General features: G+C 61.5%; 14 protein-coding genes. 11 read left to right on the top strand and 3 right to left on the bottom strand.

Translation table 11 applies throughout. From position 1 onward, the window contains the following. Positions 1–107: 107 nt before the first annotated feature. Positions 108–536, top strand: coding sequence for a CZB domain-containing protein (locus ACRRNM_RS05960; protein ID WP_435627325.1), 429 nt, complete (start codon positions 108–110; stop codon positions 534–536). 253 nt (positions 537–789) lie between these two features. Here ACRRNM_RS05960 and ACRRNM_RS05955 read toward each other — a convergent pair whose 3' ends face one another. The 3 genes from ACRRNM_RS05955 to ACRRNM_RS05945 form a co-directional block, all read right to left on the bottom strand. Next, positions 790–1,665 (bottom strand): HDOD domain-containing protein, encoded by an 876-nt coding sequence (locus ACRRNM_RS05955; protein WP_435627324.1) that lies wholly within the window; start codon positions 1,663–1,665, stop codon positions 790–792. Positions 1,666–1,892: 227 nt separating this feature from the next. Next, complete coding sequence (locus ACRRNM_RS05950; protein ID WP_435627323.1) at positions 1,893–2,441, bottom strand: response regulator transcription factor; 549 nt, start codon at positions 2,439–2,441, stop codon at positions 1,893–1,895. After that, positions 2,438–3,715, bottom strand: a complete 1,278-nt coding sequence (locus tag ACRRNM_RS05945) for an ATP-binding protein (RefSeq protein WP_435627322.1) — start codon at positions 3,713–3,715, stop codon at positions 2,438–2,440. Before ACRRNM_RS05945 ends, ACRRNM_RS05950 begins: the two co-directional genes overlap by 4 nt. Positions 3,716–3,873: 158 nt before the next feature. On the opposite strand from ACRRNM_RS05945, the gene ACRRNM_RS05940 reads away from it, so the two are divergent. The 10 genes from ACRRNM_RS05940 (at position 3,874) to ACRRNM_RS05895 (ending at position 16,083) form a co-directional block, all read left to right on the top strand. Beyond that, on the top strand, positions 3,874–4,326 hold the full coding sequence (locus tag ACRRNM_RS05940) for a copper chaperone PCu(A)C (protein WP_435627321.1): 453 nt from the start codon (positions 3,874–3,876) through the stop codon (positions 4,324–4,326). A 118-nt stretch (positions 4,327–4,444) separates the two neighbouring features. After that, the gene (locus tag ACRRNM_RS05935; protein ID WP_435627320.1) at positions 4,445–8,956 is read left to right on the top strand and encodes a PAS domain S-box protein; all 4,512 of its coding nucleotides are present in this window, start codon (positions 4,445–4,447) and stop codon (positions 8,954–8,956) included. 99 nt (positions 8,957–9,055) lie between these two features. After that, entirely contained in the window at positions 9,056–9,616 is a 561-nt protein-coding gene (locus ACRRNM_RS05930; RefSeq protein ID WP_435627319.1) for an Hpt domain-containing protein, read from the top strand. Positions 9,617–9,645: 29 nt separating this feature from the next. Then, a complete protein-coding gene (locus ACRRNM_RS05925) occupies positions 9,646–10,728 on the top strand; it encodes an HD-GYP domain-containing protein (protein ID WP_435627318.1) in 1,083 nt (360 codons plus the stop codon). Beyond that, the gene (locus ACRRNM_RS05920; RefSeq protein ID WP_435627317.1) at positions 10,725–11,858 is read left to right on the top strand and encodes a SpoIIE family protein phosphatase; all 1,134 of its coding nucleotides are present in this window, start codon (positions 10,725–10,727) and stop codon (positions 11,856–11,858) included. Before ACRRNM_RS05925 ends, ACRRNM_RS05920 begins: the two co-directional genes overlap by 4 nt. A gap of 158 nt (positions 11,859–12,016) precedes the next feature. Beyond that, positions 12,017–12,901: an acetylglutamate kinase gene (argB, locus tag ACRRNM_RS05915; protein WP_435627316.1), complete on the top strand. Its 885-nt coding sequence runs from the start codon at positions 12,017–12,019 to the stop codon at positions 12,899–12,901. 3 nt (positions 12,902–12,904) lie between these two features. Further along, positions 12,905–13,546, top strand: coding sequence for a pyrimidine 5'-nucleotidase (locus ACRRNM_RS05910; protein WP_435627315.1), 642 nt, complete (start codon positions 12,905–12,907; stop codon positions 13,544–13,546). A gap of 84 nt (positions 13,547–13,630) precedes the next feature. Then, positions 13,631–14,209 (top strand): nucleoid occlusion factor SlmA, encoded by a 579-nt coding sequence (slmA, locus tag ACRRNM_RS05905; protein WP_435627314.1) that lies wholly within the window; start codon positions 13,631–13,633, stop codon positions 14,207–14,209. A 17-nt stretch (positions 14,210–14,226) separates the two neighbouring features. Then, positions 14,227–15,345 (top strand): 3-deoxy-7-phosphoheptulonate synthase, encoded by a 1,119-nt coding sequence (locus tag ACRRNM_RS05900; protein WP_435627313.1) that lies wholly within the window; start codon positions 14,227–14,229, stop codon positions 15,343–15,345. 33 nt (positions 15,346–15,378) lie between these two features. Beyond that, positions 15,379–16,083 carry a hypothetical protein gene (locus tag ACRRNM_RS05895; RefSeq protein ID WP_435627312.1) on the top strand — a complete coding sequence of 235 codons (705 nt, stop codon included), beginning with the start codon at positions 15,379–15,381 and terminating at the stop codon, positions 16,081–16,083. The last annotated feature ends 21 nt before the right edge of the window (positions 16,084–16,104 follow it).

Below are 16,104 nucleotides of genomic sequence, written 5' to 3'. Positions count from 1 at the left end.
TTGGCTCGCAAAATGACTAGGCCGAAATATATAGGTATTTGTGCATATTGTTCTTTCCTCTCGGAGCACATATAAAACGCACCTCAAGATAATTCCGGGGGGTTGTGATGGCACTGTTGAGCGGCGTAAAAGATTTTCTGGGGGTCGATCGTTCCCGCAAGCGCGAGTTGCGCAGCCGGCTTAATCTCGTTGCGGCAGCCGAGGCGCACATATTGTGGAAGACCCGCCTGGGGCATCACGTGCAGGGGAATATCCGCGAATCCCTGGATTCCGCCCCGCTCGGGCAGGACGGCATTTGCCAGTTGGGAAGCTGGATCAACGGTTCGGTACTGGAGCCGTTCTGCGACCTGGAAGTACACCGGCAATTAAGCGAAGCCCACCGGCAATTTCACCAGTTTGGCTTGCACATTATCGAGAAGCTGAAGGCCGGCGACCGCGCCGGTGCGGCGGCGATATTCAGGAACGAGTACAGCCAGTCACTGCGCCATATCATCCAGGCACTGACCGAGATTAACAAGCACCTTCAGGAAGAATAGCCGCCAGCATCGCTAACCCGCATACTTCACGGGGCATTCCATGTAGGAGCCAGGCTCGCCGGGCGATTTGCCGGAAATTTTATCGCGCAACAAGCTGCGCTCCTACGTTCGATTAGTTTCCATTTTGGCTGCAATCCAGATTGGATTTCACGTCACAGGTACGCATCCCAATATTCACAAGGCTTTTCGTCGAATTTCACGAAGAACAATGAAATATGCGGGCCAGGCGCGGTTCGCCCGGCGAAAAGCCGGGCTAGAGATCGCCGCTGAATTGTGCGGTCTGCACCGCAAGTTCGTTGGCCTGGGCGCAAATATCTTCGACGTCGGCGGGGGCGATGCCCAGTTCCACCCATTCATATTCCTGGATTTCGCCGCCGGTATGTTCGGCAATGCCGTAGTTCGGCGCAATTTTTTCGGACAGGCTGACCAGGCGCACCAGCGGATTGTCGGGAGCGGCTTCTTCGACGTAAGGTGGATGATGGTAGCCTAGCACGGTAATAAGTTCTTCCGGCAGGTGCCAATGCCGCCCCAGTTGCGCGCCGATATAGCAGTGCGTGATTCCCAGGGTTTCCAGTTCGACTTCCAATATGGGACGATCAGACTGCACCAGCAACTGGTGATGCAGCAGGTCGCTCGCCTCCGCGTCGATATGGTGCAGGGCCATGAAGCCGATGTCGTGCAGCAGCCCGGTCAGGAAAATCTGGTCCTCGTTGGGACGAGTGTCCCTCGGCATGGCTTGTGCAATGGTGTGCATCACGATGGCGACGGTCATGCTGTGCAGCCACAGATCCTGCGCCTTGAAGTACTTTCCTGCGGGAGACTGGGCGAGATGGGACATTGAGGCGATACCGACGGCGACCGATTTGACCCGGGTCAGGCCGAGCAGCATCGCGGCATCGGAGACTTTGTTCAGCTTGCGCGGAATACCCATGACCGGAGAGTTCGCCAGGCTGATTATCTTCGCGGAAATTTGCGGATCCTGCTCGATCAGCTTGAGCATCTGAGCCTCGCCTTCATCGGTATCCAGCGGCAGCGCCAGCAGTTTCTGCGCGGTGTCCGGCATGGCGGGCAGGGAATCGAGATTGGCCAGTGCTTGCTTGAGCCTGAGGCGGATGCTTTCGTCGGTCATGGGTGGGTGTGTTTGATTTTGTTTTTGGATGCGGCGCAAACTATACGAGAGATCGGAAAAAATCGCGAGGGGGATTTATCCTTAAACCACGAAGAACACGAAGGCCGCGAAGAAAAAATGGAAGTGTCGTTCAAAAAATGTGAGTTGTTTTGCCGAGTGTTCGGCACGATGCGCTTCAGGAGAAATCTTCGTGAACTCTGTGATCTTCGCGGTGAGTTTTTTATGGGCTATTCGGAGCGTGAAGGCGGCTTGGCGAGTTTTCGCTGCAGCGTGCGGCGGTGCATGTTGAGCGCGCGCGCGGTGGCGGAGATATTGTCGTCGTGCTCGTGCAGCACGCGCTGGATATGCTCCCATTCCAGGTTCTCGATTTGCGTCGGTTGCGCCTTGATCGGCACGTCGCTGCTGGCAGTGTGCCCGAATGCCGCGACGATTTCATCCGCATTGGCGGGTTTGGCGAGGTATTGCGTCGCGCCGAGCTTGATGGCCTCGACGGCGGTGGCGATGCTGGCATAACCGGTCAGTACCACGATGCGCGTATTCGGGTCGAGCTGGTGCAATACCTTGACCAAGGTCAGCCCCGGCGCGCCGCCCATTTTCAGATCCACCACCGCGAATTCCGGCGGGTTGCCTTCCGCCATGGGGATTGCTTCCTCGACGCTGTTTGCCACGGAAACGCTGAATCCACGCTTTTCCATCGCGCGCTTCAATACCTTGCAGAAAGTGATGTCGTCGTCCACCAGCAGCATCGAGGCGGATTCTTCATGTGTTTCATTCATGCGCTAGCCCTCGTGATCGGCAGGATGATTTCCGTGGTTGCGCCGCCCTGCTCGCGGTTGAACAGCCGCACCGACCCGCCCATGCGCTCCAGCGTGGCATTGGCGAGGAACAGGCCGATTCCGTGGCCCTCCTTCTTGGTGGTGAAGAATGCCGAGCCGGCCTTGAGTTCCGCCTCTTCGCTGAGCCCCTTCCCGTGATCGTGGATTTCAAGCGTGAAGCTGGCGGTGTCCCAGTGCGAGCGGATTTCGATCGCCTGCTGGGCATCGCTTGCGGGCGCCGCATCCGCGGCATTGTTCAGCAGGTTCATCAGCGCGGCGCGCAACGTCGCATCCACACTGACGAGCGGCGCGGGTTGCACGCCGTCGCTGTGATACCGGTACTGCGCAGTGGGGCGCAGCAACTGCCATTCGTTCAGCACTTCCGCCATCAGGCGGTCGGCCGGTTGCAGCGAGGTATCCACGCTGACCTGTGCGTTGGCCAGTATTTTGTCGAGGATGCGCTTGCAGCCGCGCACCTGCTCGTTGAGGATGTTCAAGGCATCGCGCCACCCCGGCTGCACTGCGGCTTCATGCTGCAATTCGCCGATCACCACTGCCATGGTGGACAGCGGCGTGCCCAGCTCGTGCGCGGCGCCGGCGGCCTGAGTGCCGAGTGCCACGATGCGCTCGTTGCGCAGGATTTCCTCGCGCACGCGCACCAGCATCTCGTCGCGGTTGCGCACCGCCTGCGCCATTTTCACCACGAAATAGGCCACCACCACCGTGCTGAAGACGAAGCCGAGCCACATGCCTACCACATGCGCGTTGAATGCGCTGTCGCCGTCATGCTGGTGGTTGTGCGGCAGCGGAATGTAATAGAACATCAGCACGCTGTAGCAGGCGGAGGTGAGCCCCGCCATGCTCCAGGTGTAGCGGCTCGGCAGCGTTGCGGCGGCGATCACCAGCGGCAGCAGGTAGAGCGAGACGAAGGGATTGGTTGAGCCGCCGCTGTAATAGAGCAGGAGGCTGAGCGCGAGCACGTCCACGCACAACTGGACGAACAGTTCGGTGTTGGGAACCGGCTTGCCGTTGCGCAGGCGCAGCCATGAAAACAGATTGATTGCGGCGAGGGCGCCGATGGTCAGCAGCATCGGCTGCCAATCCAGTTCCAGTTCCAGGATTTTCCAGACCGCCGCGAGCGTCAGGAGCTGCGCCGTGACGGCCATGCTGCGCAATGCGACGAGGCGGCGCAACTGGCTGTGGCCGGGAAGGGAGGAGAGTATCGTGTTGTCCATACGGCTATTGTAAGCGGAGAGGCGGGGGGAGGGGCGTGCGGCATTTTGTCGCATCCCCGGGTTGAACCTTTCAATTAGAATGCGTTCCACAAGCAGGTGGTTTTCCGGCATGTATAATCCGTGCGTCCACTTCACTTCATAATAAACAGGAGAGTGTCATGATCAATTTTCACCGGTTCGTCGGGCTGCTGGCAGCCCTGTTGTTGAGCGTCGGCGCCCATGCGGGCGACATCCAGGTTGAAGGCGCGTGGACGCGCGCCACGCTTCCCGGCCAGGACATGGCGATGGTGTACATGTCCATCACCAGCAAGCAGGCCGCCACCATAACCGGCGTCTCCACTACCGTCGCCAAGACCGCTGAAATGCATACCATGGAGCACAAGGGCGGCATGATGAAGATGTATGAGGTCAAGTCCATCAGCCTGCCGGCCAATGCGCGGCTGGACATGAACATGCATGGCTATCACCTGGTGCTGAACGGCCTGAAGGCGCAGCTCAAGGCCGGTGCGACCGTGCCGCTGACGCTGAACATCGAAATGGCCGACAAGCGCAGCGTCAAGGTTGATGTCCAGGCGGAAGTCCGGCCGCTGAAGGGCGCGGCGCAAAAATAAGAATCGATCTCCGGATTCCGGCTCGAGGGAACGGGTGGCTGCGGCCGCCCGTTTTTTTCGGAATTTCAGGGGTTTTTGAGTTAGCATTGCGGAAAGACAGACTTATCGAGTATTAGCCTTGCCGATTTCCTGGAATATCCCGCTGGTCCTCCTGTCCGTGCTGATTGCGATAATCGGCTCGTTCGCCACCATCAGCCACGCGCAACGGATGCGCCTTGCCAGCAACCGCGCGGCGAAACTGTGGATGGCCACAGGCAGCCTTACCCTGGGAATGACTATCTGGGGCATGCACTTCATCGGCATGCTGGCGTTTCGCCTGCCTATTCCAGTCTCCTACGACCTGACGCTGACCCTGCTCTCAATCCTGCCCGCCATCGCTGCGGCGCTGCTGGGTTTCTGGGTACAGTGCTGCGCAGATCGTCCCCGCACCGGGCGAATATTCGCCGGCGGGCTGCTGATGGGGCTGGGCATCGGTGCGATGCACTATACCGGCATGGCGGCGCTCAGGATGTCGCCGCCGATCAGCTATACCCCTTTGGTGGTCGCATTGTCCCTGGCCGTTGCCGTTATCGCTTCATGGGGCGCGCTGCTGATGATGCATGAGGGCGGGCGCATCAGGCTGCGGCCCCTGCCGCGCCTGATGCTGGGTGCGGCGATCATGGGGGTGGCGATTTCTGGCATGCACTATACCGCGATGCTCGGCACGCACTTTCAGGCCGGCAGCGTATGCCTTGCCGATACCCTGCACATCGAGCCTGTCACGCTCGCCATGCTGGTATTCCTGGGAGCGATATTACTGTTCGGCAGCGGCTTTTTTCCGGCGATGTTCGATCAGCGCGTGAGCCGGCAGGATGCGCGGATATTGGCGGGGCTGGTGCTGGCCTTTTCCCTGATGCTCACCTATCAACTGTGGAATAACTCGCAGCAGAACAGCGAGCAGATCCAGCATATCGAATTCGATACGCATGTGCATGGCATCACCGACGGCATCAACAAGCGCATGAAGGCCTACGAGCAGGTCATGCGCGGCGTGGACGGGCTGTTTTCGCATAGCGGTTTCATTACCGGCCGCGAGTTCCGCGACTACATCGACAGACTGCAGCTGAAGGAGGATTATCCGGGCATTCAAGCCATCCGTTTCGCCCCGTTTGTGCGGGACGCGGAAAAAAGTCGGCATATCGCCGCAATGCGCAAGGAGGGCATGCCTTTCTACAATATCTGGCCGGAGGGCAGGCGCGACGCTTATGCGCCCGTTGTCTACGCCGAGCCGTTTGACGCACGCAACTCGCAGGTCTTCGGCTATGACATGCTTTCCGACCGGGATTTTCCGCGAGCCGGGGAGCCAGTGCCGGGGCAGCGCCTCCTGGCCATGGAGAAGGCGCGCGATTCCGGAAACCCTGTCGCCTCCGGCAAGGTGAAACTGCTGTTTGAAGTTTCCGATAACCCGCAGCACGGCTTCGTGATGGTCCTGCCGGTCTACCGGCATGGCGCTCCGCGCAATACCGTTGCCGAGCGCCGTGCCAGCTTCGTCGGCTGGGTCGTTTCGGTGTTCCGCATGGGTGACCTGATGTCCGGGACGCTGGATACGCGCGATACCGGATTCGATCTCAGCATTTTCGACGGGGAGCAGGTCTCCGAAGGGATGCTGATGTACACCTCGAACCCCAATGGCTTCGCCCGCGACAACGGGGCGCGCTTCCGGCATAGCGAGCACCTTGAAGTCGCCGGACACAAGTGGACGGTGGTGGTGCGCTCCCTGCCCGCCTTCGAGAAGAAATTCGATTCGGGCTATCCCAGGGTCATCGCCGGCGTCGGCATCGTCATCAGCCTGTTGCTCTCGCTGTTCACCGGGTTCATGGTCTCCGCGCAGGCCAAAGCCTTGCAGGCGGCAGCCGAGGTAGAGCGTGCCGGCCGCAAGAACGAGATGCTGCTGCGCACGGCCAGCGATGGCATCTACATTTTCGACCTCAATGGGAACGTGGTGCAGGTGAACGATGCGTTCTGCCGCATGCTTGGCTACACAGCCCTGGAGCTGCTGTCCATGAACGTGACGCAGTGGAACGCACAGTGGCCGAAACAGGAGTTGCTGGCGAGGATCGCCGCATTGGGGGCGAGCAACCCGATATTCGAGACCCGGCACCGTCGCCGCGACGGCAGCATCATCGATGTCGAGGTCAGCGCAACGCGGGTGGAGATCGACGGCTTCCCGCTGATCTACAACTCGGCGCGCGACGTCACCGAGCGCAAGAGGACGGAGGCCGCGTTCCGCACCATTACCGAAACCACTGCTGCAGCTGTCGGAGCATCGTTCTTTCATGAGACGGCCAGTCATCTGTGCAAATTGCTCGGTGCGGATTGCGTCATTGTCGGCGAACTGGTGGCGGGAAACAGGATGCGTGCCCTGGGCATGCAACTGGATGGCAAGCCGGTGGAGCATTATGAATATACGCTGCCCGGCGCCCCCTGCGAGATTGCCATCCATGAAGGCTATCGCGAGTATCCCGAGAATGTCAGCCGGCTGTTCCCGCAGGACAAGGATCTGGCGGACATGGGCGCGGAGGCCTACGCCGGCGCACCTACGCGTGACAGGAGTGGTAAGGTCAACGGCATTCTTTGTGCCATCTTCCGGCACAAGCTCGACCAGCAACCGATGCGTAGGGATGTTCTGAAAATCATCGCCGCCAGGGCCGGAGCGGAGATCGAGCGCGAAGAGGCGGAGGGGGCGTTGCGCGACAGCGAAGGGCGGCTGCGGCTGTTGCTGGATTCCGCCGCCGAGGCGATTTACGGGATCGACATGCAGGGCAATTGCACATTCTGCAATCCAGCTTGCCTGCAGATGTTGGGCTACCGGAATGCCGGCGAATTGATCGGCAAGAACATGCATCAATTGATTCACTACAAATATATGGATGGGACGTTGTATCCGATGGAAAAATGCCGGATTTACCAGGCATTCCTGTCAGGCATGGAGACACACATGGAGGGTGAAGTGTTCTGGCGTGCCGACGGCACCGGCTTTTATGTCGAATGCTGGTCGCACCCGCAGTTACATCATGGCGTGGTGGTGGGTGCAGTGGTCACTTTCATGGATATTACCGAGCGCGTAAAGGCCAATAGGGAACTGATCAAGCTCTCCAGGGCTGTGGAGACCAGCCCGGCCAGCGTGGTTATCACCGATCTGGACGGCACGATCGAATACGTCAACCCGAAATTCACCGAGGTGACCGGCTACAGCGCCGAGGAGGTCATCGGCCAGAATCCGCGCATCCTCAAGTCCGGTACGTTTTCGCAAAGGATCTACGAGAAGCTGTGGCAAACCATCCTCGCTGGCGAGGTGTGGCAGGGAGAGTTCCACAACAAGAAGAAGAACGGTGAAAGCTACTTCGAGGCGGCCACCATCTCCCCGATCCGCGACGATAAGGGAAATGTCGCCTATTTTGTGGCGGTCAAGGAGGACATCACCGAACGCAAGCGCACCGAACGGCAGTTGAAGAAATCAATGGCCGCCGCCGAAGCCGTGAACCACGCCAAGAGCGAGTTCCTCGCCAACATGAGCCATGAAATCCGCACGCCGATGAATGCGATCATCGGCTTCTCCCACCTGTGCCTGCAATCCCGGCTGGAGCCCGAACAGCAGGATTACCTGGAGAAGGTCTACCGCTCGGCGAACTCGCTGCTGGGCATCATCAACGACATCCTGGATTTCTCCAAGGTCGAGGCGGGCAAAATGGAGGTGGAGAAAATACCCTTCCGGCTCGATACGGTGCTGCGCAGCGCGGCCGATATCGCCAGCATCCGCGCGGCGGAAAAAGGTCTGGCACTGCATTTCGACAAGGAGCCGGGGATTCCGCAGGCCCTGGCCGGAGATCCGTTGCGCCTGGGGCAGGTGCTGAACAACCTGATCGGCAACGCCATCAAATTCACCGAGGCGGGCGAGGTGACGGTGCGGATCGGGATAGAGAGTCAGGATTCCGGCCATTTTGTGCTGGGCTTCGCGGTGCGCGACACCGGCATCGGCATGACGCCCGAACAGATCGGCAAGCTGTTCCAGTCGTTCAGCCAGGCCGACACCTCCACCACGCGCAAGTACGGCGGGACGGGGCTGGGGCTGGCGATCTCCCGGCGTTTCGTGGAGTTGATGGGCGGCACGATGTGGGTGGAAAGCACGCCGGGGAAAGGCAGTGTTTTCGCTTTCAATCTGCCTTTCGCCTCTCAGCATGAAGAACTCACTGTCGATACGGGCAAGACCAGCGTGCCGGCACTGGCGAGCCTGTCCGGCCTGCGCGTCCTGCTGGTGGAAGACAACGAGCTCAACCGGCAACTGGCGACCAAGCTGCTGATGCGTGCCGGGATGGAGGTCAGCACCGCGAACGACGGCGCCGAAGCGGTAGAGGCAGTAAAACAGAGGAAATTCGATGCGGTGCTGATGGACGTGCAGATGCCGAACATGGACGGCCTGGAGGCGACGCGCGCCATCAGGAGGGATCCCGCGCTTGCCGAGCTGCCCATCATCGCCATGACTGCCAACGTCATGACCGGCGACCGCGAGCGTTGCCTGGCCGCGGGCATGAGCGATTATCTCTCCAAACCCATCCAGCATAACGTGCTGTATGCCGCGCTTGCACGCTAGACGAAGCGTGCAGCGCCGCTGGTCGAGCCGGGCGCAGTTGCGGCTCGGCGCGTATCCGGGGTTTTTTACGGCCTCGATCCGGACCGGGCGATTGCCGGCATGGGGGGGGAGGATACTTACATCACCGTGCTCGAAAAGTTCATTCCCAACCAGCACCAGGCCGTACAGTCCATACAGGATGCGCTTGCCGCCGGCGACCTGCAGTCTGCGGAACGTCTCGCGCATACGCTGAAGGGCATCGCCGCAACCGTCGGGGCGGCCGCCCTGTCTGGTCTGGCGCGCCAACTGGAGGATGCCATCCGGAAAGAAGAGACCGGAAAATATCCGCAGCTGATTGCGGCCGCGGGAATGGAACTGGCCCAGGTCGTCGCCTCGGCCGAAACCTATCTGCAGGCTTGGGCGGCGCAGACCGGTGCGGCTGACCGGGGGGGTGCGGATGCCGTGCAGCTCGGCACGCTCCTGGAGCAACTGGTCGCGCAACTGCAAGCCTTCGACTCCGAGGCGGTGGACACCCTGCGCCGGATAGACAGGCAGGTCAAGGGGACGGAGGCCGCCGCGCAGTTTGCCCGGCTGGACCGGCATGTGAACGATTACGATTACGAGAATGCGCTGGTGGAGGCGCAGCGCATCATTGCAGCGCTGAATTCGGGCAATGCCTGAAGACGGAACAGAATCATCGGGGAACGGAAATGGGCAACGCTGAAAAAAATACCTTGCTGGTCGTGGACGACACGCCGGAGAACATCGACGTGCTGTGCGGGATACTGGGCGCGGACTATACGGTGAAGGTCGCCAACAGCGGCCAGCTCGCGCTGAAGATCGCGGCGGCGCAGTCGCCCGACCTGGTCCTGCTCGACGTCATGATGCCGGGCATGGACGGCTACGAGGTCTGCCGCCAGCTCAAGGAAAACGAGGCGACCCGGCATATTCCGGTCATCTTCGTCACCGCGCTGGGGGAGATCAAGGACGAGGCGCTGGGCTTCGAGCTCGGCGCGGCCGACTACATCGTCAAGCCGGTCAGTCCGCCCATCGTGCGCGCCAGGGTGCAGGCGCACCTGGCGCTTTCCGACCAGCGCTACGGCCTGCAGCAGCTGGTGGCGGAGCGTACCGTCGAGCTGGAGCACAGCAACCGGCGGCTGGAGGAGACGCACCTGATCATGCTCAAACAACTGGGGCGCGCCTCCGACTATCGCGACAACGAGACGGGCAAGCATGTCGCGCGGGTGGGGCATTTCAGCAGGCTGCTGGGGCTCGCCGCCGGCTTCCTGGAGTCGCGCGCGGAACTCCTGATGTACGCCTCCATGATGCACGACACCGGGAAGATCGGCGTGCCCGACCATATCCTGCTCAAGCCCGGCAAGCTGACGGACGAGGAGTTCGAGATCATGAAGCGCCATCCCGAGATCGGCGCGGGCATCATCGGCGAGCATGACGCCGAGGTGCTGAAGATGGCGAGGCAGATCGCGCTCGGCCACCACGAGAAGTGGAACGGCAAGGGCTATCCCTACGGCCTGAGCGGAACGGACATCCCCGTCGTCGCGCGTATCGTGGCGATCGCCGACGTGTTCGATGCGCTGACCTGCGTGCGGCCCTACAAGCGTGCATGGCCGATCGAGGACGCGTTGGCGCTGATCGAGAAGGAGGCCGGCCAGCACTTCGATCCCGAGTTGGTGCGCCTGTTCATGGGCATGGAAGCGGAGGTGCGGCGGATTGCGGTTGAATACCGCGATACCGCGGAGGCGCCGCAGGAGCGCGACGAGGTGGCGGCATGAACCAGCGCTCCGGCGCGCGGCCGGCCATCCTGGTGGTAGACGACACGCCGGAGAACATCGACGTGCTGCGCGGGATACTGGGTGCGGATTACGCGGTGAAGGTCGCCAACAGCGGCCAGCTCGCGCTGAAGATCGCGGCGGCGCAGCACCCCGACCTGATCCTGCTGGATGTCATGATGCCGGAGATGGACGGCCATGAAGTATGCCGGCATCTCAAGGCCGATCCGCTGACCCGCGCCATCCCGGTCATCTTCATCACCGCCCGGACGGAAACCGAGGACGAGGTGCAGGGGCTGTCCCTGGGGGCGGCGGATTACCTCACCAAGCCGGTCGTGCCTGCCATCGTGAAGGCGCGGGTGCAGACCCAGCTCGCCCTGCGGCAGGCGCGCCGCGAACTGGAAGAAAAGAACCTCATCCTCAGCGACGAGAAGGAACTGCTCGAAGACATCGTTTCCAGGATGCGTTCGGCCAGCCCCTTCGATGGCCGCGGCGTGCGGCATATCCAGTCGTCGCTGGAAAGGACGACGGGGGACATCGTCCTGTCCGCCTACCGGCCGGACGGTGCTCAGCATGTGCTGGCCGGCGATTTCTCCGGCCACGGCCTGACCGCCGCGTTTGGCGGCCCGCTGGTGTCGTATATTTTTTACCGCATGTGCGCCGAGGGTTGCGCCATGCGCCTTATCCTCGAGGAAGTGAACCGCATCCTGTGCCGCCAGCTTCCCACCCAGCTCTACATGGCCGCTGCGGCGCTGGAGTTGCCGCCCGACCGGAAACGGGCCATGGTCTGGAATTGCGGCCTGCCGCCGGTGCTCTGCCCGGATGCCGCCAACGGCATGAACCGGGTAAGTTCGAGCGGATTGCCGCTGGGCATCAGCGAATCCGCTGACACCTTCGAGTCGCATGCGCAGGTTGAAATGCATCCGGGCACGCGCATCTACCTGTATTCGGATGGCATCACCGAGGCGGCGCCGGCTGAAGGGGAGTTGTATGGCCAGCAGCGGGTGGAGGCGCTGGTGTCGCGCATCCACCGCGAGCGGCTGCCCCTGGAGGCCGTCTGGCAGGAGCTGGGCGCATACTGCGGAGGCCGGGGGCTGTCGGACGACGCGGTGATGGTCGAAGTCTCGCCCTGACAGGGGGTGTGCCCAGCTTTTTGCGGTGCCCCAAGAAGGCGGCATCGGCGAAAAACTGACCATTCAGTAAGCGCAGACTTCGCGGGAAACGGGCGGCTTGATGCCGCCTGTTTTGTTTTCTGTTGTACAATCCGCGGCAAATTATTCGAGGAAAAAACATGTCGCTTACGCCTTCCGCCGCCGACAAGAAAGCCCGCACGCTTTCCGAGGCGATGCCCTATATCCAGCGTTTCTTCGACAAGACCATCGTGGTCAAGTACGGCGGCAACGCCATGACCGACCCGCAGTTGCAGGAGAGTTTCGCGCGCGACGTGGTGCTGCTCAAGCTGGTCGGGATGAACCCGGTGATCGTGCATGGCGGCGGGCCGCAGATCAACGAGTTGCTGAAAAAAGTCGGCAAGCAGGGTGAGTTCGTGCAGGGCATGCGCGTGACCGACGAGGAGACCATGGACGTGGTCGAGATGGTGCTCGGCAAGGTCAACAAGGACATCGTCAACCTCATCAACCGGCACGGCGGCAAGGCGGTTGGGCTGACCGGGCAGGACGGCGCGTTCATCCGCGCCGAAAAAATGATGCTGGAGAGCAAGGACGAGCCGGGCAAGATGCTGGACATCGGGCTGGTCGGCGAGATCACGCGGATCGATCCCGCCATCATCACCTTCCTCGATTCCGGCGATTTCATCCCGGTGATTGCCCCGATCGGCGTAGCACCCGACGGCGAGACGCTGAACATCAACGCCGACCTGGTGGCGGGCAAGCTGGCCGAAGTGCTCAAGGCGGAAAAACTCGTATTGCTGACCAATACGCCGGGCGTGCTGGACAAGGACGGCAACCTGCTGACCGGGCTGACCCCGAAGCAGATCGACGAGTTGGTTGCAGACGGCACATTGTCCGGCGGCATGCTGCCCAAGATAGGGTCGGCGCTGGATGCGGCGCGCAGCGGCGTGAAGTCGGTGCACATCATCGACGGCCGCGTGGAACACGCGCTGCTGCTGGAAATCCTGACCGACGAGGGTGTCGGCACGCTGATCAAGAGCAAGTAGGGTGTGACTTCTCCGCTGTGGATTTTTGATTTAGATAACACGTTACACAACGCGACGCCGCATATCTTTCCGCATATCAACCGCAGCATGACGGCCTATCTGCAAGAGCACCTGCAACTGGACGAGGCGGCGGCGAATGCATTGCGCATGCACTACTGGCGGCGCTACGGGGCGACGCTCACCGGACTGATGCGCCATCACGGCACGAAGCCGGAGCATTTCCTGTGGCATACCCACCAGTTCCCGGCGCTGGAACGGATGGTGCTGCGCGAGCCGCGCCTGCGCCATGTGCTGAAGGCGCTGCCGGGCAGGAAAGTGGTGTTTTCCAACGCACCACAGCGCTATGCCCGGGAGGTGCTGAGGCTGCTGCGCGTGGCGGACCTGTTCGACGACGTGATGGCGGTGGAGCAGACGCGCTTCCGCCCCAAGCCGGACAGATCCGGCTTTCTGCGCCTGCTGCGGCAACAACGTGTCGCGGCGGCGCAATGCGTGATGGTCGAGGACAGCCTGGAAAACCTGTACGCGGCCAAACGGCTGGGGATGCGCACGGTGTGGGTGACGGCCGGCAGCAAGAGCGCGCCGTGCGTGGACGTGAAGATACGCGATGTGATGCAGTTGCCGCAAATTTTGGGGCGCATCGTTTGATTACAAACCCTCTCCCCCAGCCCCTCTCCCGCTTGCGGGAGAGGGTGGCCGAAGGCCGGGAGAGGGACATTCGGGGGGAATAAAATGGCAAGCAAACCTGGCGAAAGAAAGCTGCAAATCCTGCAAACCGTGGCGCAGATGCTGGAGCAGCCCAAGGGCGAGAAGATCACCACGGCTGCACTGGCGGCGAAGCTGGAGCTTTCCGAGGCGGCGCTGTACCGCCATTTCGCCAGCAAGGCGCAGATGTTCGAGGGGCTAATCGAGTTCATCGAGCAGACCGTGTTCGGCCTCATCAACAAGATCACCCAGGAAGAGAAGAGCGGCCTGCAGCAGGCCGAGGCAGTGGTGGCGATGCTGCTCGGCTTCGCGCAGAAGAACCGCGGCATGACGCGCGTGCTGACTGGCGACGCCCTGGTGAACGAGGACGAGCGCCTGCAGCAGCGCATCAACCAGATGCTGGACCGCATCGAGGCGACGCTCAAGCAGTCATTGCGCATGGCCGCGACGCAGGGCGAGATGGGCGAGTCGGCGGACGTGGGCGCGCACGCCAACCTGCTGGTGTGCTACGTGCTCGGCCGCTGGCAGCAGTTCGCCAAGAGCGGCTTCGCGCGCGATCCGGCGGCACAGTGGCCGGCACAGTCGGCGATCCTGCTGGGCAAATAATTTCGGGGGAATAAATCATGATCCTGATCCTCAGTTCCAACACCGGCGAACAGTCACCGGAATACCGGCAGTTGCTCGCGCACCTCGCGACGCTGCAGGGCATCCAGACGCGCGTGCATGTCGAGCGCGGCAGCGAGCAGACGCTCACCGAAATCTACCTGATCGGCAATACCAAGCTGCTCGATATCGACGATATGCAAAGCCTGCCCTGCGTCGAGCGCGTGGTGCGGGTTTCCGAGGAGTACCGCATCCTCGGGCGACACAAGGATGACCAGCGGACCACGCATTTCGAGTACAACGGCGTGCGCTTCGGGCAGGACACGCTTAACGTGTTCGCTGGGCTGTGCGCGGTGGACAACCGCGAGCATGTCGAGCTGATGATGAAGGCGGTGGCCGACCACGGACAGGTATGCACGCGCATGGGCGCCTATAAGCCGCGCACCAGCCCGTATGCCTTCCAGGGGCACGGCAAGAACTGCCTGCCCTATGTGTTCGAGCTGGCGGGCAAATACGGCATCAGGGTGATCGCGATGGAGATCACCCACGAATCGCACCTCGACGAGATCCGCGAGGCGCTGCGTCAGACCGGCAACCCGACCGGCGTGATGCTGCAGATCGGCACGCGCAACACGCAAAATTTCGAGCTGCTGAAGATCGTCGGACGGCAGACCGAGATGCCGGTGCTGCTCAAGCGCGGTTTCGGCATCACCTTGGACGAATCGCTGAACGCGGCGGAATACTTGGCTTCGGAAGGCAACCGCAACGTGGTGTTCGGCCTGCGCGGTATGAAGACCAACATGGGCGACCCGCACCGCAACCTGGTGGACTTCGCGCATGTGCCGGTGGTGAAGCGGCTCACGCGCATGCCGGTATGCGTCGATCCGTCGCACTCGGTCGGCTCGCGGCAGGCCTCGCCCGACGGCATCCTCGATACGCTGCATGTCACCGCACAGGGCGTGCTGGCCGGCGCCAACATGGTGCTGGTGGATTTTCACCCCGCGCCGCCCAAGGCACTGGTGGACGGCCCGCAGGCGTTGCTGCTCAAGGAGTTGCCGTATTTTCTGGAGGACGTGCAGATCGCGCGCGAGGCCTATCTCAAGCGCGTCGCGTTGCGGCAGCGTTACCAGGACGTATAACTTTTCACGCATCGAATACAGACCGGAGCAGCCATGAAAAAGATACTCGTCATTGTCGCCGTGCTGGCCGCCGCCGCCGTTGCGGCCTACTTTGTGCTGCAAAACCCGATCGGCAGGCTGGTCAAGCTGGCCGTCGAGGAATTCGGGCCGGAGATGACGCAAGCTGCCGTGAAGGTCAGCAGGGTCGAGATTTTGGCGACTGACGGGCGCGGTGCGTTATCCGGGTTTTTCCTCGGCAATCCCAAGGGCTTCAAGTCCGATTATGCGTTGAAGGCAGGTGTCGTCGAGATCGAACTCGAACCGGCCAGCCTTGCCAGGGACGTGATCGTGATCCGCAAGATATTGATCGATGCGCCGCAGATCGGCTACGAGAAGGCCGGTGATATCACCAATTTCGACGCCATCCAGCGCAATGTCGAAGCGTATCTCGGCGCGAAGGGCGACAAGGGCGAGAAACCCAAACAGGACAGCAGCAAGAAGATGATCATCGAATCCTTCGTCATCCGCAACGCCAAGGTCAATTACAACGACATGATCGAGCTCAAGCTGCCGGACATCGAGTTGCGTAACGTCGGCAAGAAGACCGGCGGCGCGACCACCGCACAGGTGGTCAAGGCTATCGTCGCGGAACTGAACACCCAGTTGGCCATTACGCTCGCCAAGACGGCGGTGATTACCGGCGTGGGCGGGGCAGTGGTCGGTGCGGGAGCGGCGCTCAAGGGGCTGTTCGACAAGTAAAACGGAGTGCCTTGAAAAAAA

Source organism: Ferrigenium straubiae (assembly GCF_051257895.1).
Classification (GTDB): Bacteria; Pseudomonadota; Gammaproteobacteria; order Burkholderiales; family Gallionellaceae; genus Gallionella; species Gallionella straubiae.
This window is presented reverse-complemented; position numbering and strand designations above follow the sequence as displayed.

Coding starts and splice junctions, on each gene's coding strand:
- ACRRNM_RS05925 (WP_435627318.1), top strand. CDS start 9,646: ATGGGCAACGCTGAAAAAAATACCTTGCTGGTCGTGGACGACACGCCG.
- slmA (WP_435627314.1), top strand. CDS start 13,631: ATGGCAAGCAAACCTGGCGAAAGAAAGCTGCAAATCCTGCAAACCGTG.
- ACRRNM_RS05950 (WP_435627323.1), bottom strand. CDS start 2,441: ATGAATGAAACACATGAAGAATCCGCCTCGATGCTGCTGGTGGACGAC.
- argB (WP_435627316.1), top strand. CDS start 12,017: ATGTCGCTTACGCCTTCCGCCGCCGACAAGAAAGCCCGCACGCTTTCC.
- ACRRNM_RS05900 (WP_435627313.1), top strand. CDS start 14,227: ATGATCCTGATCCTCAGTTCCAACACCGGCGAACAGTCACCGGAATAC.
- ACRRNM_RS05960 (WP_435627325.1), top strand. CDS start 108: ATGGCACTGTTGAGCGGCGTAAAAGATTTTCTGGGGGTCGATCGTTCC.
- ACRRNM_RS05895 (WP_435627312.1), top strand. CDS start 15,379: ATGAAAAAGATACTCGTCATTGTCGCCGTGCTGGCCGCCGCCGCCGTT.
- ACRRNM_RS05945 (WP_435627322.1), bottom strand. CDS start 3,715: ATGGACAACACGATACTCTCCTCCCTTCCCGGCCACAGCCAGTTGCGC.
- ACRRNM_RS05955 (WP_435627324.1), bottom strand. CDS start 1,665: ATGACCGACGAAAGCATCCGCCTCAGGCTCAAGCAAGCACTGGCCAAT.
- ACRRNM_RS05940 (WP_435627321.1), top strand. CDS start 3,874: ATGATCAATTTTCACCGGTTCGTCGGGCTGCTGGCAGCCCTGTTGTTG.
- ACRRNM_RS05930 (WP_435627319.1), top strand. CDS start 9,056: ATGGGGGGGGAGGATACTTACATCACCGTGCTCGAAAAGTTCATTCCC.
- ACRRNM_RS05920 (WP_435627317.1), top strand. CDS start 10,725: ATGAACCAGCGCTCCGGCGCGCGGCCGGCCATCCTGGTGGTAGACGAC.